Source organism: Nocardia sp. NPDC004573 (assembly GCF_053602135.1).
Window position 1 is genome coordinate 370,808 of record NZ_JBSGDA010000003.1, and the last position, 23,755, is coordinate 394,562.

The following is a 23,755-nucleotide window of genomic DNA, read 5'->3' on the forward strand; positions in this document are numbered from 1 at the left end:
CGGTAGCGCCGGAATAGACTCGGCAGTATGTACAACTGGGAGCTCCAGAACGCGATCGCGGCGTTCGTCGACAGCATGCGGCCGCATTGGCAGGAGCAGCACGACCTGTATCTGACGGTGCTGTACGCGTTCGCCGACATGCAGAGTCACCTGTTGACCCTCCTCGGCTATCCGCCGGTGCCGTGACGACGAAAATCGACGACCACGCGGGTGACCGCGCTTCCGTGGCGGCCGGCGCCACCACCCGCCCGATGGGCGTCGTGGGGGTGGCGATCCTCGTGCTGCTGGTTCTGAACGCCCTGCTCACCTTGGCGCTCGAGGTGTTGTACCTGCCGATCTATCTGGGCTCCGTCGCCTTCCCGGTGTCGGCCGTGGTGGCGGGCGTGGTCAACGTGCTGCTCGTCGCGGGGGCGCGCTCGATCTCCCGGCGGCCCGCCGTCCTCGGCCTTCCGTTGGTGGCCTGGGCATTCGGCTTCCTGGTGTGCGCGAGTGCCGGCCCGGGTGGTGACGTTCTGCTGGGCAGTGATTGGCGGACGGCGCTGCTGCTGTTCGCCGGGCTGCTGCCGCCGCTGGCGTACCTCTACATTCAGGCGAACGCGAGCGTCTTCGGTCGCCGCTGAACTCGGCGGTCACGCGAGCCGGACCGCCAGGGTCGCGATCACGGCGTCGGTGCGGGCGCGCAGCGCGGCGGTCAGCACCGGTCCGCGCGGATTGTGCAGCGGGCGTTGCCACCAGTGCCGGGTTTCGACATGCGCGAGCAGCACGGTGACGCCCAGCCCGGCTGCGGTCTGCTTCCGGACGTAGCCGACAAGAGTGGATACCAGACTGCGATGCGGGCACGGCAGCACCGCGAGCGGAATGCCGGGATTCCACTCCTTCCATTGGGCGCTGAGCTTTTTGGTCGTGGCCGGATCGATGTCCGCGGCCACCGCGATGATCTCGCCCCGCATGCGCAAGGCGGCTTGCACGGCGCGATAGGTCACTTCGCTCATGGCCACCACCGGGACGACCACCAGGTCCTTCGACTCGGGCGCCGGCTGCGGCCGCGGCGGTATCCGGCCCAGCCGCAGCAGGCGCGCGACCTCGGCGTAGTAGTTCTCGATCCGGAAGAAGAGGGTCACCAGCACGGGGATGATCAGTAACAGCAGCCACGCTCCCTCGGTGAACTTCTCCGCGAGCAGGACGACGCCCGCGACCGCCGTCAGCGTCGCGCCGAATCCGTTCAGCAGTGCGCGCGGGACCCATCCCCGCCCACGCGCCCGCCACCAGTGCAGCACCAGGCCGGTCTGGCTGACGGTGAACCCGATGAAGACGCCGATCGCGAAAACCGGCAGCAGGCGATGGGTTTCGGCATCAACGGAAACCAGCACCAGCCCGGCCAGCAAGGCGAGCGCGGTGACTCCGTACCGGAAGACCGGTCGCTCGGAGCGCAGCGCGAACAGCGACGGCGCCCTGTGGTCCTTGGCCAGCAGCGCCAGCAGCACGGGAAGACCGCCGAAACTGGTGTTCGCCGCCAGCAACAGCACCACGGTGACCGCGAGATTGGTGAGATAGAACAGCCAGCCGGTCCCGAAGGCCGCCGCTGAGAGTTGCGCCAGGATGGTCACGTCCGCGCGCGGCGTCACGTGGTGCTCGCGGATCAGCACGGCCAGGCCGAGCAGCATCGCACCGAGCAGAACGCCGAGCGCCACTTCGGTGTGCTGAGCGCGGCGCACCGCCGGCGTGCGGAAGGCGGGCACCGCGTTGGCGATCGCTTCCACACCGGTCAGCGAGGAGCATCCCGCGGCGAATGCCTTGAGCAGCAGAACGAATCCGAGCGCTTCGATCGGCTCGATCGGGCCGCGGTCGGCGCCGATCACCGCGACCGGGTCCGGCCGCAGCAGTCCCACGACGATGACCCCCGCGATCAGCACGACGAACAGGATCGCGGGCCCCATCAGGACCCGAGCCGATTCCGCCACCCCGATCAGGTTGATCACCGTCAACACGGCCAGCCCGGCCAGCGTCATCGGCAGCAGTTCGTCGGCCAGTGCGGGAAAGGCACTGGCCAGGCTGGCCGCGCCCGCGGCGAGGCTCACCGCGACGGTCAGCACATAGTCCACGACCAGGCTGGCGGCCGCCAGCAGGGCGGCGGGCCTGCCGAGTTGCTTCTTGGCGACCGCGTAGGCGCCGCCGCCGTCCGGGTGCACCGCGATCACCTGGCGGTAGGAGAGCACCAGCACCAGCAACAGCGCGGCGATCGCGCAGGACACCGGCAGTGTCCAGGCGACGGCCGCCGCGCCCGCCGCGACCAGCACCAGCACGATCGCCTCGGGCCCGTAGGCCACGCTGGACAGTGCGTCCAGGGAGAGCGCGGCGAGCCCGCCCACCGCGGTCAGCCGGAACTTGTCCGCCCGCTGCAGCTGCCGGAACCGGCGATCGGCGATCCCCGGCTCCGACGACGGCGGCTGGGTCTTGGTCACCACGGCGTCCATTGAACTCCGCCGTCGCCCGGCAACCGATCAGCCACACCGGGCGGGTCACCGCGTGCCGGGCAGCCCCGGCGTGACGGTTTCGATGAGCCGCCACGCCTCGTCGGCAGGCAGGTCGACCACCGTGTAGCGCTTCTTGCCCGCCGCGGTGGCCGCGACGATTGTGGCGACCCCAGCGCGCCGCTGGAAGAAGGTCCGCCGCACCGTCCAGCCGATCACGCCCGGGGCTTCCAGGCAGTCGCGGTCCCGGTCGAGCGACCCGGCTCGGGTGATCAGCCAAGTCGGGCTGGTGGCCGTGCGGGGCAGTACCGCGTGCCCGAGGCCACGGTAACGGTCCTCCGCGAGGGCAAGGGCCACCGGCAACATGAGCCCCGGCACCAGCCACCACCACGGCGAATAGTGTTCTCCCGCAAGCTGGACACCGGCCATCGGCGCGGCGATGAGCACCACCGGCGTGAGCGTGCGGGTGTATCTGCGCCGCCGCGCGGCGGGTCCGTGCGCGGTCAGGGGGGCGCTGCCCGGCTCCGGGACGGCGTGCGGGTCCGATGCGCCCGCGCCGGTGGGTGCCGGGGCCGGCCGGACGGGAAGGTCGTCCCGTATCTCCTCCGGGGCGAGCAGGTGGCCGAGGGTGTGCTCGACGGCGCTGCGCGGAGCCTGCGGGAGGATTTTCTGCCGGGGCTTCTCCCCGGTCATGATCGCTTCGAGTTCGGCGCCGCCCGCCAAGCGCAGCAGCAACGGTTCGTTGACCGTAGCTCCGCGCAACCGGGCCCGGTCGAGGGTGATCTGGCGGGTGGTGAACAGGCCGTGGCGCAGCTGCAAGGTCTTGCCGTCGTCGCGGACCCGAAGCCCGAAGTAGGTGGCCAGATAGTGACCGCACGCGGCAGCGCTGACCACGAACACGATGGCGCACAGCAGTGCGGCCCCGGCCAGCGCCAGGACGAGCCCGCCGCCGTCTTCGACGTCGTGCACCGCGTCCGACCGGAACACGACCTCGCCGAGCCCGTACTGCAGCGCGAAGCCGACGATCGGCGCGATGATGGCGAACCCGGTCAGCGACAGCGGGGCGTAGCGCACCCACGCCGGTCGCCAATGCCCGATCTCGCGCGGCCGCGTGCGCGCGGCGGAAATGTCACCGGACGCGTTGTCGCTCCGATCTTTTCGATCCGCCGTCGGTTCCGCCCGGCCCGCCGTGTGGGCGAGCAGCGCGGTGCGCAACGGCGGTACTCCGCGTGCGTCCAAGGCGTCGAGCTTGAACTGCTCGCCCGTATCGGCCTGCTGGCCGGTCCCGATCGCCAGCACCGCGAGTCCGAGCACGCGGTGCAGCAGGTCCGCTTCGATGTCCACCGAGCGGATCCGCGACCGCGGCACCGAGAGTTTCTTGCGTTGCAGGAGTCCGGTCCGCAGTTCCACGTGAGTGGGCCCGATCCGGTAGGTGGTGGTGAACCAGCGGGTCAGCGCGAATCCGACGATCAGCACGATCGGGATGACGCTCCACAGGTGGTTGCCGCTGCTGGTGCCGAGGATCACCGAGCCGATCAGCACCGGGACGAATTTCACCACCTCGGTGATCGGATGGACCAGCAGCATCCGCTTGTCCAGCCGCTGCCACGGCTGTTCGGCCTGCGCCGCGGCCGCCGCGTCCGCCGCGGGCTCGGCGGTCATGTCGCATCGCCGCGGTGCTGGGCGGCGATGCCGGTCAGCCGCGTCACGGTCTCCTCGGCGACCGGGAGGTCCAGCGCGGTGATCTCGACAGCGCCCGCGGAGGACGCGGTGGTGACGGTGACCGTGGCCAGGCCGAGCAGGCGCTCGAGCGGCCCGCGCTCGGTGTCGACGGTCTGCACCCTGGATATGGGCGCCACCCGGCTTTCCTGGGTGAGCCAGCCGACCCGGGTGTAGACCGCCTCATCGGTGACCTCCCAGCGGTGCACGGCGTAGCGCCACCACGGCGCCACCCCGATGTTCACGGCGGCGGGCCCGAGCGCGACCAGGAAGAATCCGAGCTGCCAGCCTCGATGCGCGGAGTCGAGCACCGCCCACACCAGCAGCGCCGCGAACGGAATCACCCAGGCCAGGGCGGCCTGCACGGTCCACAGGAGCTTCGCCTTCGGACTGGGGCGCCAGGCCGGGTCGGCCATGATCGTGCGCGGCTGCGACATGCTGCCAATCGTTGCACGCCCGAGCGTGCGCTGTCCCCGTCGATCGTCGGGGGAGCAGCGCGCATGGGAACGGTGGATTCGGCGGCGCTCACCGAGGTCGCCATCGAGAGCTCGGCGCCGGCGTCGCCCTGGAATAGCCTCGGCCACCGCACAGTTGTCAACGCTCAACGGTGCACCACGTCCCCGCGTGGGCTCCGTGGCGAGCGGAGTCGTGGCGTGTCCGCTTCGCCGCAACCAGCACTGGAGGGAGACAGTTCCGGATGTGTAGCGCATGATCGAGGGCGTGACCGACCTACCGAACCCGAGCGTCCCATCCGCTCCGCCCAGTCCATCGGCCATGCGCCGGGCGTTGCGCAGGGCCCGCGACGGTGTCACGTTGAACGTGGACGAGGCCGCGGTGCTGTTGCACGCGACCGGCGAGGATCTAGCCGACCTCTGTCGCAGCGCCGCGCGGGTGCGCGATGCCGGGCTGGCGTCCGCCGGGCGTCCGAACACGATCAGTTATTCCCGCAACGTCTTCATCCCGCTGACCCGGCTGTGCCGGGACAAATGCCACTACTGCACGTTCGTCACGGTGCCGGGCAAGTTGCGCGCCGAGGGCAAGGGCATGTTCCTCGAACCCGACGAGGTGCTCGACATCGCTCGCCGCGGCGCCGCGCTCGGCTGCAAGGAGGCGCTGTTCACGCTGGGTGACCGGCCGGAGGATCGCTGGCCGGAGGCCGCGCAGTGGCTGGACGAGCGCGGCTACGACTCCACGCTGGACTACCTGCGCGCCGTATCGATCATGGTGCTGGAGGAGACGGGCCTGCTGCCGCACCTCAACCCCGGCGTGATGTCCTGGGAAGAGATCGCGCGGCTCAAGCCGGTGGCGCAGTCCATGGGCATGATGCTGGAGACCACCTCCACCCGGTTGTTCACCGAGAAGGGCAACTGCCATTACGGCAGCCCCGACAAGGACCCGGCCGTGCGCCTGCGGGCCATCACCGATGCGGGCAGGCTCTCGGTGCCCTACACCACGGGCATCCTCGTCGGCATCGGCGAGACGATGGCCGAGCGGGCCGAGTCGATCATGGCGATTCGCAAGCAGCACAAGGCGTTCGGGCACATCCAGGAAGTCATCGTGCAGAACTTCCGCGCCAAGGACGACACCGCCATGCGCGACGTCCCGGACGCGGGCCTGGAGGAATTCCTCGCCACCATCGCCGTCACCCGCGTCCTGCTCGGGCCGGACGTGCCGGTGCAGGCGCCGCCGAACCTCGTCTCGCATGCCGAGTGTCGCGCGCTGATCGAGGCGGGCATCGACGACTGGGGCGGCGTCTCGCCGGTGACGCCCGACCACGTGAACCCGGAGCGGCCGTGGCCGAACCTGGACACCCTGCGGGAGATCACCGGGGCTGCGGGCTATCAGCTGGTCGAGCGGACCTCCGCGCACCCCAAATACGTGCGGGCGGGTAACCCGTGGGTCGACCCGCGAATCGGCGCGCACGTCGCGGCGCTCACCGACCCGGTGACCGGGCTGGCGAAGCCGGACGCGATCCCCGCCGGGCTGCCCTGGCAGGAACCGGAGGAGTCCTGGGAGTCGGCCGGACGCGTCGACCTGAACACCGCCATCGACACCGAGGGCCGCAACACCGAGGCCCGCAGCGACGCGGCGCTGGGACAGGACATCGTCGGCGCCTTCGGCGACTGGGACACCATCCGCGAACAGGCGCGCGACCTCGCTGTCACGGCGCCCCAGCGGCTGGACGCCGACGTGCTCGCCGCGCTGCGCGCCGCCGAACGCGACCCGGCGGGGCTCGGCGACGCCGAATACCTCGCGCTGGCCACGGCGGACGGCGCGGAGCTGGACGCGGTCGCCGCGCTGGCCGACCGGCTGCGCCGCGACACCGTCGGCGACGACGTCACCTACGTGGTGAACCGGAATATCAACTTCACCAACATCTGCTACACCGGGTGCCGGTTCTGTGCGTTCGCCCAGCGCAAGGGGGACGCGGACGCGTTCACCCTGAGCACGGAGGAGGTAGCCGACCGTGCCTGGGAGGCGCACGTCGACGGCGCGACCGAGGTGTGCATGCAGGGCGGCATCGACCCCGACCTGCCGGTCACCGGGTATGCGGATCTGGTGCGGGCGGTCAAACAGCGGGTGCCGTCGATGCATGTGCACGCCTTCAGCCCGATGGAGATCGTCAACGGCGCCTCGCGCGGCGGTCAGAGCGTGCGGGATTGGCTGGTCGCGTTGAAGGAAGCGGGCCTGGACACCATTCCCGGCACCGCCGCGGAGATCCTGGACGACGAGGTGCGCTGGGTGCTCACCAAGGGCAAATTGCCCACCTCGGCGTGGATCGACGTGATCACCACGGCGCACCGGATCGGCATCCGGTCCAGCTCCACCATGATGTACGGCCACGTGGACAATCCGAAGCACTGGGTCGGGCATCTGCGCGTGCTGCGCGGAATCCAGGACGAGACCGGCGGCTTCACCGAATTCGTGCTGCTTCCGTTCGTGCATCAGAGCGCGCCGCTGTACCTGGCGGGCGCCGCCCGTCCCGGGCCGACCAACCGGGACAACCGCGCCGCGCACGCGCTGGCCAGGATCATGCTGCACGGCCGGATCCGTAACATCCAGACCAGCTGGGTCAAGCTCGGCACCACCGGGACCCGGGTGATGCTCGAGAGCGGGGCCAACGATCTGGGCGGCACGTTGATGGAGGAGACCATCTCCCGGATGGCGGGCTCGCAGCACGGCTCGGCGAAGACCGTCGCCGAACTCGTGGAGATCGCGGCGGGCATCGGGCGACCGGCTCGGGAACGGACGACGACCTACGGCGTGCCCGAGCACAAGAGGCTCTCCGCTGCTCCGGGACTGCAGGCCGTGCTGGTGGAGTGACTCAGGCGACCGAGACCGGCGCAATGACCGACCGGTCGCGGCGCGCTCCGGCGTTACCTCGGAGTTCGAGCTCCGCACCGCGCACGGCGCGTGGCGGAGTCGATTTCGTCCCTCGCGCCGCCGTGCGCACGGCCGGAAGTTAGGGCAGGCTGACCAGTAGTAACGTGGGGTGCCGGGATAGGGTTTCGCCGGGCGGACCATCCCGCAGGCGAGGACAGACTAGGAGAGCGGCAGTGCCGTACATCATCGCTGAACCGTGCGTTGACGTGAAGGACAAGGCATGCATCGAGGAATGCCCCGTGGACTGCATCTACGAGGGCGGCCGCATGCTGTACATCCATCCCGACGAGTGCGTGGACTGTGGTGCATGTGAGCCGGTGTGCCCGGTGGAGGCGATCTTCTACGAAGACGACACCCCGGACCAGTGGAGCGGATACGTGAACGCCAACGTCGATTTCTTCGACGAGCTCGGCTCGCCCGGCGGCGCCACCAAGGTCGGCAAGGTCGACTACGACCCGCCGTTCATCAAGGAACTGCCTCCGATGGCGAGTGAGTGAGACCTGACGTGTCACCGCGTGGCCGGGTGAGCAGCCTGCTACCCGATTTCCCCTGGGACACCATCGCTTCGGTGAAGGTTCGAGCGGCCGCCCACCCCGGCGGGATCGTCGATCTGTCCGTCGGCACTCCGGTCGACCCGGTCGACCCGCTGATCCGGACGGCGCTGAACTCCGTCGCCGAGGTGCCCGGCTACCCGACCACGCACGGCACCCCCGAGCTGCGCGCGGCCGCGGTCGACGCGCTGAAGCGGCGTTACGGGATCACCGGCCTCCAGACGGCGGCCGTGTTGCCCGCGATCGGCACCAAAGAGCTGATCGCGGGCCTGCCCCGGCTGCTGGGGCTCGGCGCGGGCGACCTCGTCGTCATCCCCGAGGTCGCCTATCCCACCTACGAGGTCGGCGCGCTGCTGGCGGGCGCGCAGGTATTGCGCGCCGATGGGCTGACGAGGCTCGGTCCGCAGAACCCGGCGTTGATCTACGTCAACTCGCCGTCCAACCCGACCGGCCGGGTGCTCGGCGTCGAGCATCTGCGCAAGGTGGTCGCCTTCGCCAGGGAGCGCGGCGCGATCGTCGCGTCCGACGAGTGCTACCTGGGACTGGCGTGGGAAGGCCGCGCGGTCTCCTTGCTCGACCCGGAGGTGTGCGAGGGCGACCACACCAACCTGCTGGCCGTGCACTCGCTGTCCAAGACCTCCAATCTGGCCAGCTATCGCGCCGGTTTCGTGACGGGCGACCCCGCGCTGATCGCCGAGCTGCTCGAAGTGCGCAAGCACGCGGGCATGATGGTGCCGTTCCCGATCCAGGCCGCGATGACCGCCGCGCTCAGCGACGACGCGCACGAGGCGCGCCAGCGCGAGCGGTACCGCGCGCGCCGTGACGTGTTGCGGAAGGCGCTGGAAGGCGCGGGTTTCCGGATCGATCACTCCGAGGCGGGCCTGTATCTGTGGTCCACGCGCGCAGAGTCCTGCCGGACCACCATGGACTGGCTGGCCGAACGCGGCATCCTCGCCGCTCCGGGCGATTTCTACGGCCCCGGCGCGAGCGAGCACGTGCGGATCGCGCTCACCGCGACGGACGAGCGGATCGCGGCGGCGGCCGAACGCCTGGCCGGCTGACCGGCAGCGCTGCGACGCCGGCGAGCTCGCTCGATCGGCGGCCTCCCTGATTCCGGGTGTGTCGGCACCCGTGCGCGCCCGCGCCCGCGAGCTAGCCTGAGGTATGGACGCTGTCACGGTTGTCCCCACGCCCGGCAACGAACCGGTGCACTCCTACGCGCCGGGAAGTCCGGAGCGGGAGCTGTTGCTTGGCAAACTCGCCGAACTGTCCGCCGAGCCTGTCGAGGTGCCGCTGGTGATCGGCGGCAAGCACCGCCCGGGCATCGGTGAACGGCACGACATCGTCGCACCGCACCGGCGTCGCCACGTGCTGGGGACCTACACCGATACCACGCATTCGGAAGCGCACGCGGCCGTCGACGCCGCGATGACGGCCGCCCCGGGATGGCGGGCCCTGCCGTTCGAGGAGCGCGCCGCGGTACTGTTGCGCGCCGCCGACCTGCTGGCCGGGCCGTGGCGGGAAACCGTCGCGGCCGCCACCATGCTCGGGCAGTCGAAATCGGCTCAGCAGGCGGAGATCGACGCGCCGTGCGAGCTGGTCGACTTCTGGCGCTTCAATGTCGCCTTCGCGCGGGAAATCCTGGAACAACAGCCGCAGTCCAGCGCCGGAGTGTGGAACCGGATGGACTATCGGCCGCTGGAAGGATTCGTCTACGCCATCACGCCGTTCAACTTCACCGCGATCGCCGGGAATCTGCCGACCGCGCCCGCGCTGATGGGCAACACCGTGGTGTGGAAGCCCTCGCCGACGCAGACGCTGTCGGCTTTCCACACGATGCGGTTGCTGGAGGCGGCGGGCCTGCCGCCCGGCGTGATCAACCTGGTCACCGGTGACGGAGTCCAACTGTCGGAGGTGGCGTTGGCCGATCCACGGCTGGCCGGCATCCATTTCACCGGTTCCACCAAGACGTTCCAGTATCTCTGGCAGCAGGTCGGCGCGAATGTCGGTCGCTATCACGGCTATCCGCGCCTGGTCGGGGAGACCGGCGGTAAGGACTTCATCGTCGCGCACTCCTCGGCCGACCCTGCGGCGCTGCGCACCGCCTTGGTCCGCGGGGCCTACGAGTATCAGGGCCAGAAGTGCTCGGCGGCCTCGCGCGCCTACATCGCGCGGTCGGTCTGGCGGGCGATGGCCGACGAATTCCTGCACGACACCGGCGAACTGAGTTACGGCGACGTCGCTGATCTGTCGAATTTCGGTGGGGCGCTGATCGATCGGCGCGCATACGACAAGAATGTGGCGGCCATCCGGCGCGCGGTCGACGCGGGCGTCACCATCCCGGTCGGCGGAACCTACGACGACAGCGAGGGGTGGTTCGTCCGGCCGACCGTTCTCCTGGCCGACAATCCACACGACGAATCGTTCGCCACCGAATACTTCGGGCCGATCCTGTCGGTGTACGTCTACGACGACAGCGAACCCGGCGCCTACAGCGCGATACTCGCCGAAGTCGAGGCGGCGGCGCCCTACGCGCTGACCGGCGCGGTGTTCGCACAGGACCGGTACGCGATCGAAGAGGCCGACGCCGCGCTGCGATTCGCGGCGGGCAACTTCTATGTCAACGACAAGCCAACGGGTGCGGTGGTGGGGCAGCAGCCGTTCGGCGGGGCACGCGCCTCGGGCACCGACGACAAGGCGGGCTCGCCGTTGAACCTCTTGCGCTGGGTCGCGCCGCGGACGATCAAGGAGACCTTCGTGCCGCCGGTCGAGTACCGCTACCCGCACATGGGGTGACTAGACCAGTGGCTTGCCCCGCCGCAGCCGCCTGCGCAGGTCGAAGTGGTAGGCGTTGAGCGGGAACATCCGGGCAGGCTTCGGCAGTCGCCGGTGCACCGCGCCGATGGCCCGCAGCAGCCGGTCCAGGCGACGCTGGTCGCGGTCGGCCCAGGTCATGCCCATCTCGCTGCGCAGGTGCTGGGGAAGCAGCCCGGTGACGATGAAACGCTGCAGTCCGGCGAAGGCCACCTGCACCGGGCGCGGCATCATCTTCAGATCGATCAGCCCGTTGAAGTAGTCCCGCAGCTCCGGCTCGATCCCGCGCAACTTCAGATTCTCGTCCCAGTACTGCTGGAACGCCGCGCGATCGGCAGGCCACATCTCCGGCCGCATCTGCAGGGTGGTGCCCAGGCGCGCAGCGTAAGCGTAGAAGGCGTCGGCGGTGGCGGGGTCCATCGGGCCGTGCATGCGGGTGTAGAGATCATCGATGCCCCAGTACAGGCAGGCGGCGACCCACAGTTGGAGGTTCGGATCGAAAGCGTTGTACTTCACCGGGCTCGCCGCCGTGGAGCGCACCGACCGGTGCGACACGTTGACGGCCTCACGGTAGGCGTCCCGTTCGTCGTCCGATCCCAGCAGCGCGACGGCTATGTAGGTCAGCGTGGTGCGCAGCCGTTTGATCGGATGCAGCGTGACCTTGCCGCTGTCGACGGTGCTCTCCAGGACGCCGCGGCCCACGGGGCGCAGGCTCAACTGCATGATGACGTTGGCGGCGCCGCCGAGGAAGGCGGCGATGCCGTCCACGTACTCGGTGACGGTCTCCGGGGTGAGAGCCTGGCTCGGGTCCGGCTCGTGTTCGGCGGTGCGCAGCGGCGCGGTCATCATCGACCTCGTCTTTCCTGTCCGCCCGATCCCGGAGAATCGGTCGATGAAAGGATTATTTCCTAACGTTCTCATCGACTCGCACCGCTGTCAATGGCACATAACGACGGTGACGGTATGCGATGCTGAAAGTGTCATCGTTTCGTTATCGCGATAGGGTTGAGCTATGGCCAGGCTGACCAGACTGCTGCCGCTGGTGCGCAGCGCCGCCCCCGAGGACCACAACCAGGCACGGGTATTGGACGCGGCGCTGCTGGCGTTCCTCGACTTCGGTATCAAGCGCACCAGCATGGTGGAGGTGGCGCGCCGCGGCGGATTGTCCCTAGCCACGCTCTATCGCCGTTTCGCGAGCAAGTCCGATCTGATCAAGGCCGTCGGGCTGCGGCAGACTCGCGATTTCATCGACGAGGTCGACGCCGCGCTCCAGCGCCAGGTGGACCGGAACGCGAGCGCGGAGGACCAGATCGTCGAATTGTTCGCCGCGTTCATCAACGGGTTGCGCGGAAATCAGCTGATCCACCGGCTGCTGGCCACCGAGCCCGAATTGGTGCTGCCCTATCTCACCACCCAGGGGGCCCCGGTCATCGAACTCGGCCGGGACTACCTCGCCGAGTTCATCATGCGCTTGCAGCGGGAGGGCAAACTGCCGGAATACGATCCGGAGCCCTTGGCCGAGATGATCGCTCGCACCGCGCTGTCGTTGGCGCTGACGCCGCAGACCGTCATCCCGCTCGGTGACGACGCGTCGATCCGGCAGTTCGCGCGCGACCACGTGGTGGTGTCGTTCCGGGTGCGCTGAACCGGGCTCAGCGAAGCGGGGCGAATCCCAGGATCATCGCTCCGAGCGCGGCCATGACGTCCGCGGTCTGCTCGGCCGCCGTGCCGCGGGTGTGCGCGGTCACCGCGAAACCGGGGCCGTAGGACGCCGAGGCCACCTCCGGCTCCCCGGCATCCGACCAGCCCCATTTGGTGCCCTGCACGAACGGCCAGCGGGCGGTGCCCCAGTCCTGTTCGGTGCCGTCTCGGGCGGTCGATCCGGCCGCGGCCATCCATTCGAAGATCGGCGATCCCGGGTCCGTGCGCAGTTTGGTGGCGAGGAAGTCCGACACGTCCGCGGCGCTGGTGGCTCCGGCGCCCCAGTTCGGCCCGGGCACCGTCTCGTGCAGGCCGTATTCGGCGGCGATGGCGGCGATCGCCTGGGGATATTTCGCCTCCATCACGGTCGCCGCTCCGTCATCGGAATAGCGAATCATTTGCTCGCCAAGCATGCGGTCCTCGGGCGAGCCGTCACCGTGGCGCAGGGCGTAATCGGCCAGGAACAGTTTGGCCAACGACAGGCTCGCGCGCGACTCGTGTTCGTTCGCCGTCCCCCAGTCGATGCCGACCGACGTGCGGACCGAGAGGGCTGTGCGCGGCGGAATGGCGGCTACCTCGGTCTCTGCTGGGGGCTCTGCGCAGGCGATGGGGGCGGTCAGAGTCAGGAACGCTGCCGCCACGAGGGCGGTCGTCGTCATTCGACAACGCATCTTCTCCTCCTGACTCGCGGCGGCGACGTTCCCTCGATCGGATAGATGAGATGCGATTGCCCAGAGATTGCTCTGTGAAACGGCGCGCGTGCTCGCTCACACCAGGCGCAGACCGAGCAGTCGCCGGACGCGCATGTCGAGGAGGTAGGCGTTGAGGGGAAAAGCGCGAATCGGCCGCGGGAGCCGGGATTGTGTCGCCCCGACCGCGCGCAGGATGCGGGCGAGCACGCGCTCGTCGCGATCGGTCCAGGTCATGCCCATTTCCTTGCGCAGGTGCTGGGGCAGCAGGCCGGTCACGAAGAAGCGGTGCAGGCGCCCGAACGCCAGCTGCGCAGGTCGCGGCAGCATGCGCAGATCGATGAGGTCGTCGAAATAGGCGCGGATCGTGGGGTCGATGCTGGTCTTCGCCAGGTTCGCGGCCCAGTACTCGTCGAAGGCGCGACGGTCGGCGGGCCACATCGTTTCGGGCATCTGGAGGGTGGTGCCCAGCCGGGCGCCGAGGTGGTAGAACGCATCGGCGGTGGCATCGTCCATCGGGCCGTGCATCCGCTCGTAGAGATCCTGCGCGCCCCAATGCAAACAGGCCGCGACCCAGAGTTGCAGCTCGGGATCGAAGGCGTTGTAGTGCACCGGACTGGAAGCGGTCGAGCGGACCGGGCGATGCGAGACGTTCACCGCTTCCCGGTAGGCGGCGCGCTCCTCGTCGGTGCCGAGCATCGCCACGGAGAGGTAGGTCAGCGTGGTGCGCAGCCGTTTGACCGGGTGCAGCATGACGTTTCCGCTGTGCACCGTGCTTTCCAGCACGCCGTAGCCGACCGGCGGAGTGCTCAGTTGCATGATGACGTTGGCCACGCCTCCGAACAGGCCGGCGACGCCGTCGATGTACTGCCCGATGTCGAAGGAGTCCGGCGGTTCGGGGCGATGCGTCGCGGGAAGTGGCCTGGTCATCGTCGACCTCGCAGTACTGAGAGAGCTATACGACAACGGTCTCACCACGTCAGGGGGGGTGTCAACCATCGCATTCGGGCCCGGTTCGGGCGGGACGCCGCTACTTCGCCGCGGATCCGGCGAAGTAGCGTGAGCGAATGCCGTTCGGTCCGCCGCTGCTGCTCAGCTCCCTGAACCCGCTCGCCGTCGCAGGTGGAGCGGACATCCCCGACGCCGTCACCATCGACGGAACCACTCTGTCGCGCAGTGACCTGCTCGGCGCGGCCACTTCGGTGGCCGAACGCGTCGCGCGTGCGGAGCGCGTGGCGGTCCTGGCCGAGCCGACCGTGGAGACCGTGCTCGCGGTGGTCGGCTGCCTCATCGCGGGCGTCACGGTCGTGCCGGTGCCCCCGGACTCCGGCACGGCGGAGCGGGCGCACATCCTCGCGGACTCGGGCGCCCAGGCGTGGCTGGGCAAGGCGCCGGAGGGCGCAGGCCTGCCCGTGGTGCCGGTGCGGCGCCATGCCAGGTCGTGGCACACCTATCCCGAACCGGACCCCGCCGCCACGGCTTTCGTGCTTTACACATCCGGCACCACGGGCTTGCCCAAGGGGGTGCTGCTCAGCCGGGGCGCGATCGCCGCCGGTCTGGACGCCCTCGCCGAGGCATGGGCGTGGACCGCGAGTGACACACTGGTGCATGGACTTCCGTTGTTCCACGTGCACGGTCTGATCCTCGGCGTGCTGGGCCCGCTGCGCGTCGGCAGTCCGCTGATCCACACCGGCAAGCCGACGCCGCAGGCGTACGCGGCGGCCAAGGGGTCGCTGTACTTCGGTGTGCCGACCGTCTGGTCCCGGATGGTCGAGGAGCCGGACTCGGCGAACAAGTTGGCCGACGCGCGGTTGCTCGTCTCCGGGAGCGCGCCGCTTCCCGTGCCGGTGTTCGAACGACTGCGCGAACTGACCGGGCACGCGCCGGTCGAGCGCTACGGCATGAGCGAGACCATGATCACGCTGTCCACCCGGGCCGACGGCGAGCGCAGGCCCGGTTGGGTCGGCACGCCGGTGCGCGGGGTACGCACCCGGCTGCGCGACGAGTCCGGCGCGCCGGTCCCGCACGACGGCGAGAGCATCGGCGGCCTCCAGGTCTCCGGGCCCATGCTCTTCGACGGGTACCTGAACCGCCCGGAGGAAACCGCGCAGACCTGGACCGCCGACGGGTGGTTCCGGACCGGCGACGTCGCCGCCATCGATGAAGAGGGCTTCCACCGCATCGTCGGCCGGGAATCGGTGGACCTGATCAAGTCCGGCGGCTACCGGGTCGGCGCGGGTGAGGTCGAGACGGTGCTGCTCGGTCACCCCGCGGTCGCGGAGGCCGCGGTGGTCGGCCTGCCCGACGACGACCTCGGCCAGCGCATCACCGCCTTCGTCGTGCTGCGCGGCGCCGCGACCGAGCGCGAGCTGATCGACCATGTGGCGGGGGAGCTTTCGGTGCACAAACGCCCGCGCGAGATCCGGGTGGTAGACGCACTGCCGCGCAACGCCATGGGCAAGGTGCAGAAGAAGAAGCTGAGCTGACCGCGGGGATTGACCTCGAGCTAGGTAGAGGTTCTACGGTCGGCGCATGACTTCCACCCTGACGTCCGAACAGATCGACTACCTGCACACCCAGCGCCTGGGCAGGCTGGCCACCGTGCGCCCCGACGGCACCCCGCAGAACAACCCGGTCGGCTTCCGCTACAACGCCGACCTCGGCACCATCGACATCGCGGGTTGGAACATGGGCGCTTCGTGGAAATTCCGCAACCTCGCCACCAACGACCGCGTCGCGTTGGTCGTCGACGACGTCGCCTCGGTCCAGCCCTGGCGCGTCCGCTGCCTGGAGATCCGCGGCACCGCCGAAGCGCTCACCGACGTCGACCCCTACATCTCCGGTGTCTCCCGGGAAATGATCCGCATCCACCCCCACCGAGTCATCGCCTTCGGTCTCTCCGACGAACAACCCGCCCGCACCTGATCCACCCGACCTGCCGAAGTCCGAGCGGATCCGGAGTCGGCAGAGGCCGCCTCGAAGGCCTTGGACGTTGCGAAAGGGGCCATCCCCTTTCGTGCCGATGGCGACGAGATATGCGTACGAAACCGCTTCGCCATGTGCCGCTCGCGGAAGTTCTAGTCGTTGGCGTGCAGGTCGGCGTTGAGTTCGATGCCGGTGCCCTTGCGGGGGACGACCTCGACGGCGCCGGTGGTGGAGTTGCGGCGGAACAGCAGGTTGTCGCGGCCGGCCAGTTCGGCTGCCTTGACCAGGGTGCCGTCCGGGGTGGTGACCTTGGTGCCCGCGGTGAGGTAGAGGCCCGCCTCCACCACGCAGTCGTTGCCGAGGGGGATCCCAAGGCCGGAGTTCGCGCCGAGCAGGGACCGCTCGCCGATGGAGATGACGGTCGTGCCGCCGCCGGACAGGGTGCCCATGGTGGACGCGCCGCCGCCGATGTCGGAGCCGTCGCCCACCACGACGCCCGCGGAGATCCGGCCCTCGACCATGGACGCGCCGACGGTGCCGGCGTTGAAGTTCACGAAGCCTTCGTGCATGACCGTGGTGCCGGAGGCCAGGTGCGCGCCGAGACGGACCCGGTCGGCGTCGCCGATGCGGACACCGGAGGGCAGCACGTAATCGACCATGCGCGGGAACTTGTCCACGCTGTACACCGTGACCGGACCGCGGGCGCGCAGCTTGGCGCGGGTGGCCTCGAAGCCCTCCACCGCGGCGGGGCCGTGATTGGTCCAAGCCACGTTGGTCAGCAGGCCGAACTGGCCGTCCAGGCTCACCTCGTGCGGCTTGACCAGGCGATGCGAGAGCAGGTGCAGGCGGAGGTAGACGTCGTGCGCGTCGACCGGGGCGGCGGACAGGTCGGCGATCGTGGTGTGCACCGCGATCACGTCGACCCCGCGCGCGTCGTCGAAGCCGAGCAGCGCCGCGTACTCGGCGGGCGCCTCGTCCAGGCGCTTGGTGCCGGTCTCCGCGAACTCGCCGAGCTGCGGGTTCGGGTACCACGTGTCCAGCACGGTCCCGTCGGCGGTCACGTTGGCGATACCGATTGCTGCTGCTCCCTGGATGCTCACGGCCTAGAGGTTACCGATCCGCGCCGGACAACGGTGCGGCTGCTCCGCCGAGCGCGTTTGCTCGGCTTCGGCCGCGCTGAATTCGCTGCGGCGTCGACCGGCCTGCGCCGCGGCACGGACGGTCAGCCGTTGTGGCGTGCGGGTGTCTGCTCGATCAGGGTGGCGGTGGCGCGATCGAGGAATTCGCAGAACCGCTTGTGCTCGTCGGCGGTGAAGCGGTCGGTGAGGGCCCGTTCGAGCACGATGACCTCCTGGTAGGCGCGATCGAGCTGCTCGCGTCCCGTCGGGGTGAGCGTGGCGATCATGACTTTGGCATGCACGGGGGATGGGTTGCGCTCGACAAGTCCTTTGTTCTGCATCCCGGTCAGGACGGTGGCCATGCTCTGCTGGGTGACTCCGCAGGCGCGGGCGAGCTGGGCGCCGGACATGCCGTCCTCCCTGGACAGCGTCAACAGCACCGTGTACTGGGTCATCGTCAGCCCGTAGGCGCGCAGCACCGACTCATGGTGGCCCGTGAGCGCTTGCTCGGCGCGGCGGATCCGGCTGCACACGTACTCCTCGACAGGCACCTCTGGCATATAACAACTCCCTGAGTTGACTCAACTATCTTATATTCGGTAGGTTTCCGTATCAGGATACTGATTCAAGACAGAAGGTTGTATGAGATGAAAGCAGTCGTTCTGGACGCCGACGACCGGTTCCGAATCACCGACGTGGCCGAACCGGTGCCCGGGCCGGGGGAAGTCGCGATCAGGGTCGCCTATGCAGGGGTGCAGTACGGTGACGTGCTGGTGCGGGCGGGGCACTTCCCGATCCCGCGCCCGTTCGTGCCCGGTTTCGAGGCGGCGGGTGAAATCGTCGCGGTGGGCCCGGGCGTGGACGAGGCGCGCGTCGGTGAACAGGTCACCGCGTTGCTCACCGGGGGCGGTTACGCCGAAGTGGTGACCGCACCGGCGGTGCTAGCGATCGACACCGCCGGGGTCGGTCCGCTCGAGGCCGCCGGGTTCGGATGGGTCACGCCCACCGCCTACGACCTGATCAACACCGTCGCCCGGGTGGGTGCAGGGGACAGTGTGCTGATTCATGCCGCTGCCGGTGGTGTCGGCACGCTGGCCGGGCAGTTCGCCACGGCCGCCGGTGCGGCGCGGATCGTCGGGGTGGTCGGCAGTGGCGACCAAATCGACTACGCCCGCGGATTCGGATATCACGAGGTACTGGTGCGGGAGCAGTTTCCCGATGCCCTCGGTACCGAGAAGTTCGACGTGATCTTGGATCCGATCGGCGGGCCCACCCGAGTTGCGAATCTGGAACGATTGGCGCTGCACGGGCGGATCGTGGTCTACGGCAATATCGCCACCTTCGAACCGGTGACCGTGTCGGCGAACGACCTGCTCATGCGGGGGCAGTCGCTGATGACCTACAACAGCAGCCTGGCCGGTGAGACGAACCCGAAGCGGTTGGCAGATAGCGCCGCCCGTGCTCTGGCACTCGTCGCGGACGGGTCCGCGCGGATCGATGTCACCGCCGAATACGCTCTCGCCGACGTCGAGACCGCGATCGCGAACCTGGCCGGCGGACGGACCCGAGGCAAGAGCGTTGTCCGCGTCGGGTGACCCCGGCGGTCGCCTCGGGAGCATCCCGCCGCGAACTTCGCCGGATCGGTGAACTGCGCTGCGAGTGACGCCGTCGGCGAGGAAGGCGCGGTGCCGGTGTGCGGGCGTCTCGGGCACGCGGTCGTAGGGTGGAGCGCGTGACCATCGACCTGCATGCCGACCCGATCGCACTGACCGCCGCACTCGTCGACATCCCGAGCGTCTCGCGTGACGAGGCGGCCATCACCGACGTGGTGGAGCGGGCGCTGCGGGAGCAGACGACGGGATTCGAAATCCTGCGGCACGGGAACGTGGTGCTGGCCCGCACCCACCGCGGGCTGCCGACCCGGGTGATCCTGGCAGGGCATCTGGACACCGTGCCCATCGCCGACAACGTGCCCGGCCGGTTCGAGGTCGGCGCGGCGGGTGAGCGGGTCCTCTACGGCTGCGGCTCGGTGGACATGAAGTCCGGCGACGCGGTCTTCCTGCACCTGGCCGCGACCATCGCCGACCCGGTGCACGATCTGACCCTGATCTTCTACGACGGCGAGGAGATCGCCGCCGAGTTCAACGGCCTCGGGCACATCGAGCGCGATCTGCCCGAGTGGCTCACCGGCGATCTCGCCGTCCTCGGCGAACCGTCCGCGGGCTGGATCGAGGCAGGTTGCCAAGGCGTGCTGCGCATCGGGCTGCGCACCGCGGGCGTGCGCGCGCACTCGGCGCGTTCCTGGCTGGGCGACAACGCGATTCACCGGCTGGCCCCGATGCTGCAGCGGCTGGCCGACTACCGCGCCAGGGAAGTCGACATCGACGGCTGCGTCTATCGCGAGGGCCTGTCCGCGGTCCGGATCGAGGGCGGCGTGGCGGGCAACGTGGTACCGGATGCCGCCGAGTTGGAGGTCAATTTCCGTTTCGCTCCCGACCGCACCGTCGACCAAGCCGTGGAGCACGTGCGCGAGGTCTTCGCCGGGCTCGAGCTCTCGTTCGAGGTGATCGACTCGGCGCCGGGCGCACTGCCCGGGCTGACGGCTCCGGCCGCCAAGGACCTCATCGCCTCGGTACAGAGCCACGGCGGCGGTGGTGTGCGCGCGAAGTACGGCTGGACCGACGTCTCGCGTTTCGCGGCCCGCGGCATCCCCGCCGTCAACTTCGGGCCCGGCGATCCCAACCTCGCGCACAAGCGCGACGAGCACGTTCCCGTGGAACAGATCACCGCCGTCACCGCCATGCTGCGCAGCTACTTGAGCGGCGCTCCGGACTGAGCGGCTCGGCGCGGATACGCGCGGGCAGGGTCGCCGTATTCGATGCGGCCGGGTCCGCAACGATCCGGGTCGGTGCGCCGTCGTCCATGCCGCCGCCTCCGCGTCGACCGACGAGATCGCGCGTGCCGTCCTCGCCGCGCTGCCCGCGGATCCGAGCCGCGACGTGCGCGCCGACCACCGAGATTCCGACCGCGTCTCGTTCTTCCTTCCCCCGGCTGAACGCCGGACGACTTCTCCCATCCAGCCCGTGAGTCCTCCTTGCCGGACGGTAGCGTGGAACGCATGTCCACCGACGCCGCGGACCGTGAGGTCACCCACAAGCCGAAGTCGACACCGAAGTTCCGCGGGCCGATCATGTTTCGCCGCGACCGCGCGGACGGTGTGAGCACCGCCGACCGGAACTTGCTGGACAAGCGTGGCGATACCGACTGGGTGCACACCGATCCGTGGCGCGTGCTGCGGATCCAAGCCGAGTTCGTCGAAGGCTTCGGCGCGCTGGCCGAGGTGCCGCGGGCGGTGACCGTCTTCGGTTCCGCGCGCACGTCGGCCGACCATCCGGAGTACCAGGCCGGCCTCGCTATCGGCGCCGCGCTGGCGCGGGCGGGCTTCGCGGTCATCACCGGCGGCGGACCGGGCGCGATGGAGGCGGCCAACCGCGGCGCCTGCGAGGCGGGCGGCTACTCGATCGGCCTCGGCATCGAGCTGCCGTTCGAGCAGAGCCTCAACGACTGGGTGGATCTGGGCATCAATTTCCGGTACTTCTTCGTCCGCAAGACGATGTTCGTGAAGTACTCGCAGGCGTTCATCTGCCTGCCCGGCGGTTTCGGCACGCTCGACGAGTTGTTCGAGGCGCTGACGCTGGTGCAGACGCACAAGATCACCCGATTCCCCATCATCCTGTTCGGTACCAGGTACTGGTCCGGGCTGGTCGATTGGTTGCGCGATTCGCTCGGCGGCTCCGGCAAGATCTCCCCGGGCGACCTCGGCCTGCTGCATGTGACCGACAGCGTGGAGGAGGTCGTGCACATCATCCAGGCCGCCGCGGAGGCGGGCGGCGCCGAGGACGCGATCGGGACGGAGGATCAGTGGTGAGCGATCGGCCTTTCGCCGTCTGCGTCTACTGCTCGGCGAGCACGACCGACCAGGACTACCTCTCGCTGGCCGCCCGGGTGGGCACCGAGATCGCCCGGCGCGGTTGGCAGCTGGTGTCCGGCGGCGGGCACGTCTCGATGATGGGCGCGGTGGCCACCGCGGCGCGTGCGGGCGGTGCGAACACCATCGGCGTGATCCCGAAGCACCTGGTGCATCGGGAGGTCGCCGACGTCGACGCCGACGAGCTGGTCGTCACCGACACGATGCGCCAGCGCAAGCAGGTCATGGAGGACCGCGCCGACGCGTTCCTCACCCTGCCCGGCGGCATCGGCACGCTGGAGGAGTTCTTCGAGACCTGGACCGGCGGCTATCTGGGACAGCACGAGAAACCCGTCGTTGTGCTGGATCCCAACGGTTTCTTTCGCGGGTTGTTCTCCTGGCTGGACGAGTTGTACGAGCGGAAGTTCGTGCCCCAGACAGCCTTGTCCCGCATTACCGTGGTGACCGATCTCCCGTCCGCCTTCGCGGCACTGGAGGCGCCGCCGACCCAGTGAGGAGAGCTGAAGACGTGAGCACCGACGCCCGCTCGACGGTGAGTTTGTTCGACCTCGCCCGCAACCTGCCCGCGATGGCCCTGGACGCGCCCGGCATGCTCCGCAATGCCCTGAGCATGTTGGTGACGCCGGATGCCAAAAGCTCGGTGGGGTTGTATTTCCAGCGCAACGCCCACCGGCATCCGGAGCGCCTGTTCCTGCGTTTCGAGGGCGCGACCTACACCTACGGGGCGGCCAACGCGCAGGTCAACCGGTATGCGAGCGTGCTCGCGGCGCGCGGGGTGCGGCGCGGCGACGTGGTGGGCGTGCTGATGACCAACCGGCCGGAGACGCTGTTCGTCGTGTTGGCGACGGTCAAGCTCGGGGCCACCGTGGGCCTGCTCAATCACCATCAGCGCGACCAAGTGCTGGCGCACAGCCTGGGTTTGCTCGACAGCGTGCTGAACGTGGTCGGCGCCGAATGCTCCGACGCGGTCGGCTCGCTGCCCGAGCCGCCCACCAACGTCCTCGCCGCCGACGAACTCGATCGGGCGGCCCGCGACGCCGACGATGCCGATCCGGCGAGCTGCGCGGAAGTCACCGCGCGCGAGCGGGCTTTCCTCATCTTCACCTCCGGCACCACGGGATTGCCGAAGGCCAGCGTGATGACCCATCTGCGCTGGACCAAGAGCATGGCCGGACTGGGCGGCCTCGGAATCCGCCTGCGCGCCGGCGACACCCTGTACTGCTGCTTGCCGCTGTATCACAACAACGCGCTCACCGTCGCGTTGTCCGCGGTCCTGGCCTCCGGCGGCGCGCTCGCCCTCGGCCGGGCCTTCTCCGCGTCCCGCTTCTGGGACGAGGTCATCCGCGAGCAGGCGACGGCGTTCATCTACATCGGCGAGTTGTGCCGCTATCTGGTCAACCAACCGGCCAAGCCGACCGATCGGCAGCACTCGGTCCGGCTCGCCGTCGGCAACGGGCTGCGCCCGGAACTGTGGGACGAGTTCAAGTCCCGGTTCGGCATCGAGCGGATCGTGGAATTCTACGGTGCGAGCGAGGCGAACATAGCGTTCGTCAACGCCTTCGGCGTCGACCGCACGGCGGGCTTCGGTCCGCTGCCGTATGCCGTCGTGGAGTACGACGAGGAGACCGGAAAGGCCAAGCGCGACAAGGACGGACGCCTGCGCCGGGTCGGGACCGGTGGTGTCGGGCTCCTGCTGGCCAAGGTGACCGACCGCTCGCCGTTCGACGGTTACACCGACAAGGCCGCCTCCGAGGCCAAACTGGTCCGCGACGGCTTCCAGCGCGGGGACGTCTGGTTCGACACCGGGGATCTGGTCCGTGCGCAGGGCTGGCATCACATCGCGTTCGTGGACCGGCTGGGCGACACGTTCCGCTGGAAGGGGGAGAACGTGGCGACCACCGAGGTGGAGGGCGCGCTGAGCAAGGCGGAGTCGATTGCCCAAGCGGTGGTCTACGGCGTGGACATCCCCGGCGCCGACGGCAAGGCGGGCATGGCCGCGGTGACGCTGCGTCCCGGCGCGGAATTCGACGGGGCGGCGGTGGCGAAGCTCGCCTACGAGCAGTTGCCCGGGTATGCCGTCCCGCTGTTCGTCCGCATCGTCCACGAACTGGAGCAGACCTCGACGTTCAAGAGCCGCAAGGTCGAACTGCGCAAGCAGGGCTACACCCCGGACCCCGACAGCACGTTGTACGTACTCGCGGGCCGCACCGAGGGCTACGTCCCCGCCTACGACGACTATGCCGCAGACGTGGCCGCGGGCCGTGTGCCGAAGAGTTGACGGGCCATCCGCCGGGAGGGTTCGGGCGTAGGACTGCGCGCTGATCCCGCGTGACCGGACTGGTACGGTCTGGGCATTAGGAGATGCGGGAAGCCGACGCAGATCCCTGTCTCCTGA

Annotated in this window: 22 protein-coding genes; 14 read left to right on the top strand and 8 right to left on the bottom strand. The window is 69.4% G+C overall.

The window, feature by feature from the left end:
- The first annotated feature begins 27 nt into the window (after nucleotides 1-27).
- The gene (locus ACWEKR_RS07315; RefSeq protein ID WP_195085919.1) at nucleotides 28-186 is read left to right on the top strand and encodes a hypothetical protein; all 159 of its coding nucleotides are present in this window, start codon (nucleotides 28-30) and stop codon (nucleotides 184-186) included.
- Nucleotides 183-620: a hypothetical protein gene (locus ACWEKR_RS07320; protein ID WP_452353737.1), complete on the top strand. Its 438-nt coding sequence runs from the start codon at nucleotides 183-185 to the stop codon at nucleotides 618-620. The genes ACWEKR_RS07315 and ACWEKR_RS07320 overlap by 4 nt, the downstream gene beginning before the upstream one ends.
- A 9-nt stretch (nucleotides 621-629) precedes the next feature.
- On the opposite strand, the gene ACWEKR_RS07325 is transcribed toward ACWEKR_RS07320, so the two are convergent.
- The 3 genes from ACWEKR_RS07325 to ACWEKR_RS07335 are packed head-to-tail and all read right to left on the bottom strand — an operon-like array spanning nucleotide 630 to nucleotide 4,627.
- Complete coding sequence (locus tag ACWEKR_RS07325; RefSeq protein ID WP_452353809.1) at nucleotides 630-2,462, bottom strand: APC family permease; 1,833 nt, start codon at nucleotides 2,460-2,462, stop codon at nucleotides 630-632.
- A 57-nt stretch (nucleotides 2,463-2,519) separates the two neighbouring features.
- Entirely contained in the window at nucleotides 2,520-4,133 is a 1,614-nt protein-coding gene (locus ACWEKR_RS07330; RefSeq protein ID WP_452353738.1) for a PH domain-containing protein, read from the bottom strand.
- Nucleotides 4,130-4,627, bottom strand: coding sequence for a PH domain-containing protein (locus ACWEKR_RS07335; protein ID WP_452353739.1), 498 nt, complete (start codon nucleotides 4,625-4,627; stop codon nucleotides 4,130-4,132). Before ACWEKR_RS07335 ends, ACWEKR_RS07330 begins: the two co-directional genes overlap by 4 nt.
- Nucleotides 4,628-4,898: 271 nt before the next feature.
- Here ACWEKR_RS07335 and ACWEKR_RS07340 point away from each other — a divergent pair, with 271 nt between their 5' ends.
- The 4 genes from ACWEKR_RS07340 to pruA all read left to right on the top strand — a co-directional run bounded on the left by ACWEKR_RS07340 (nucleotide 4,899) and on the right by pruA (nucleotide 10,921).
- A complete protein-coding gene (locus ACWEKR_RS07340; RefSeq protein WP_452353740.1) occupies nucleotides 4,899-7,514 on the top strand; it encodes a bifunctional FO biosynthesis protein CofGH in 2,616 nt (871 codons plus the stop codon).
- Nucleotides 7,515-7,747: 233 nt separating this feature from the next.
- The gene (fdxA, locus tag ACWEKR_RS07345) at nucleotides 7,748-8,071 is read left to right on the top strand and encodes a ferredoxin (protein ID WP_014987978.1); all 324 of its coding nucleotides are present in this window, start codon (nucleotides 7,748-7,750) and stop codon (nucleotides 8,069-8,071) included.
- 26 nt (nucleotides 8,072-8,097) lie between these two features.
- Complete coding sequence (gene dapC, locus ACWEKR_RS07350) at nucleotides 8,098-9,186, top strand: succinyldiaminopimelate transaminase (protein WP_452353741.1); 1,089 nt, start codon at nucleotides 8,098-8,100, stop codon at nucleotides 9,184-9,186.
- A gap of 103 nt (nucleotides 9,187-9,289) precedes the next feature.
- Nucleotides 9,290-10,921, top strand: coding sequence for an L-glutamate gamma-semialdehyde dehydrogenase (pruA, locus tag ACWEKR_RS07355; RefSeq protein ID WP_452353742.1), 1,632 nt, complete (start codon nucleotides 9,290-9,292; stop codon nucleotides 10,919-10,921).
- Here the strand turns inward: pruA and ACWEKR_RS07360 are convergent, their stop codons facing one another.
- On the bottom strand, nucleotides 10,922-11,785 hold the full coding sequence (locus ACWEKR_RS07360; protein ID WP_452353743.1) for an oxygenase MpaB family protein: 864 nt from the start codon (nucleotides 11,783-11,785) through the stop codon (nucleotides 10,922-10,924).
- Between the two features lie 166 nt (nucleotides 11,786-11,951).
- Here ACWEKR_RS07360 and ACWEKR_RS07365 point away from each other — a divergent pair, with 166 nt between their 5' ends.
- Nucleotides 11,952-12,584 (top strand): TetR/AcrR family transcriptional regulator, encoded by a 633-nt coding sequence (locus tag ACWEKR_RS07365; RefSeq protein WP_452353744.1) that lies wholly within the window; start codon nucleotides 11,952-11,954, stop codon nucleotides 12,582-12,584.
- Nucleotides 12,585-12,591: 7 nt separating this feature from the next.
- On the opposite strand, the gene ACWEKR_RS07370 is transcribed toward ACWEKR_RS07365, so the two are convergent.
- Together ACWEKR_RS07370 and ACWEKR_RS07375 are read right to left on the bottom strand one after the other, a co-directional pair.
- Entirely contained in the window at nucleotides 12,592-13,299 is a 708-nt protein-coding gene (locus ACWEKR_RS07370; RefSeq protein ID WP_452353745.1) for a hypothetical protein, read from the bottom strand.
- A 108-nt stretch (nucleotides 13,300-13,407) separates the two neighbouring features.
- On the bottom strand, nucleotides 13,408-14,259 hold the full coding sequence (locus ACWEKR_RS07375) for an oxygenase MpaB family protein (RefSeq protein ID WP_452353746.1): 852 nt from the start codon (nucleotides 14,257-14,259) through the stop codon (nucleotides 13,408-13,410).
- A 137-nt stretch (nucleotides 14,260-14,396) separates the two neighbouring features.
- Between ACWEKR_RS07375 and ACWEKR_RS07380 the strand changes: the two genes are divergently transcribed.
- Both ACWEKR_RS07380 and ACWEKR_RS07385 read left to right on the top strand, forming a co-directional pair.
- Nucleotides 14,397-15,815, top strand: coding sequence for an acyl-CoA synthetase (locus ACWEKR_RS07380; protein WP_452353747.1), 1,419 nt, complete (start codon nucleotides 14,397-14,399; stop codon nucleotides 15,813-15,815).
- Nucleotides 15,816-15,861: 46 nt separating this feature from the next.
- The gene (locus ACWEKR_RS07385) at nucleotides 15,862-16,254 is read left to right on the top strand and encodes a PPOX class F420-dependent oxidoreductase (RefSeq protein WP_452353748.1); all 393 of its coding nucleotides are present in this window, start codon (nucleotides 15,862-15,864) and stop codon (nucleotides 16,252-16,254) included.
- A 152-nt stretch (nucleotides 16,255-16,406) separates the two neighbouring features.
- Here ACWEKR_RS07385 and dapD read toward each other — a convergent pair whose 3' ends face one another.
- Together dapD and ACWEKR_RS07395 are read right to left on the bottom strand one after the other, a co-directional pair.
- Nucleotides 16,407-17,354 carry a 2,3,4,5-tetrahydropyridine-2,6-dicarboxylate N-succinyltransferase gene (gene dapD / locus ACWEKR_RS07390; RefSeq protein ID WP_452353749.1) on the bottom strand — a complete coding sequence of 316 codons (948 nt, stop codon included), beginning with the start codon at nucleotides 17,352-17,354 and terminating at the stop codon, nucleotides 16,407-16,409.
- 122 nt (nucleotides 17,355-17,476) lie between these two features.
- A complete protein-coding gene (locus ACWEKR_RS07395; RefSeq protein WP_452353750.1) occupies nucleotides 17,477-17,932 on the bottom strand; it encodes a MarR family winged helix-turn-helix transcriptional regulator in 456 nt (151 codons plus the stop codon).
- A gap of 87 nt (nucleotides 17,933-18,019) precedes the next feature.
- On the opposite strand from ACWEKR_RS07395, the gene ACWEKR_RS07400 reads away from it, so the two are divergent.
- From ACWEKR_RS07400 to ACWEKR_RS07420, 5 genes are all read left to right on the top strand, one after another.
- Nucleotides 18,020-18,967, top strand: coding sequence for a quinone oxidoreductase family protein (locus tag ACWEKR_RS07400; protein WP_452353751.1), 948 nt, complete (start codon nucleotides 18,020-18,022; stop codon nucleotides 18,965-18,967).
- A gap of 137 nt (nucleotides 18,968-19,104) precedes the next feature.
- Nucleotides 19,105-20,208 carry a succinyl-diaminopimelate desuccinylase gene (gene dapE / locus ACWEKR_RS07405; protein ID WP_452353752.1) on the top strand — a complete coding sequence of 368 codons (1,104 nt, stop codon included), beginning with the start codon at nucleotides 19,105-19,107 and terminating at the stop codon, nucleotides 20,206-20,208.
- Between the two features lie 282 nt (nucleotides 20,209-20,490).
- The gene (locus tag ACWEKR_RS07410) at nucleotides 20,491-21,300 is read left to right on the top strand and encodes an LOG family protein (RefSeq protein ID WP_195085905.1); all 810 of its coding nucleotides are present in this window, start codon (nucleotides 20,491-20,493) and stop codon (nucleotides 21,298-21,300) included.
- Entirely contained in the window at nucleotides 21,294-21,854 is a 561-nt protein-coding gene (locus ACWEKR_RS07415) for an LOG family protein (RefSeq protein WP_063024025.1), read from the top strand. Before ACWEKR_RS07410 ends, ACWEKR_RS07415 begins: the two co-directional genes overlap by 7 nt.
- Before the next feature lie 14 nt (nucleotides 21,855-21,868).
- Nucleotides 21,869-23,638 (top strand): long-chain-acyl-CoA synthetase, encoded by a 1,770-nt coding sequence (locus tag ACWEKR_RS07420; RefSeq protein WP_452353753.1) that lies wholly within the window; start codon nucleotides 21,869-21,871, stop codon nucleotides 23,636-23,638.
- The last annotated feature ends 117 nt before the right edge of the window (nucleotides 23,639-23,755 follow it).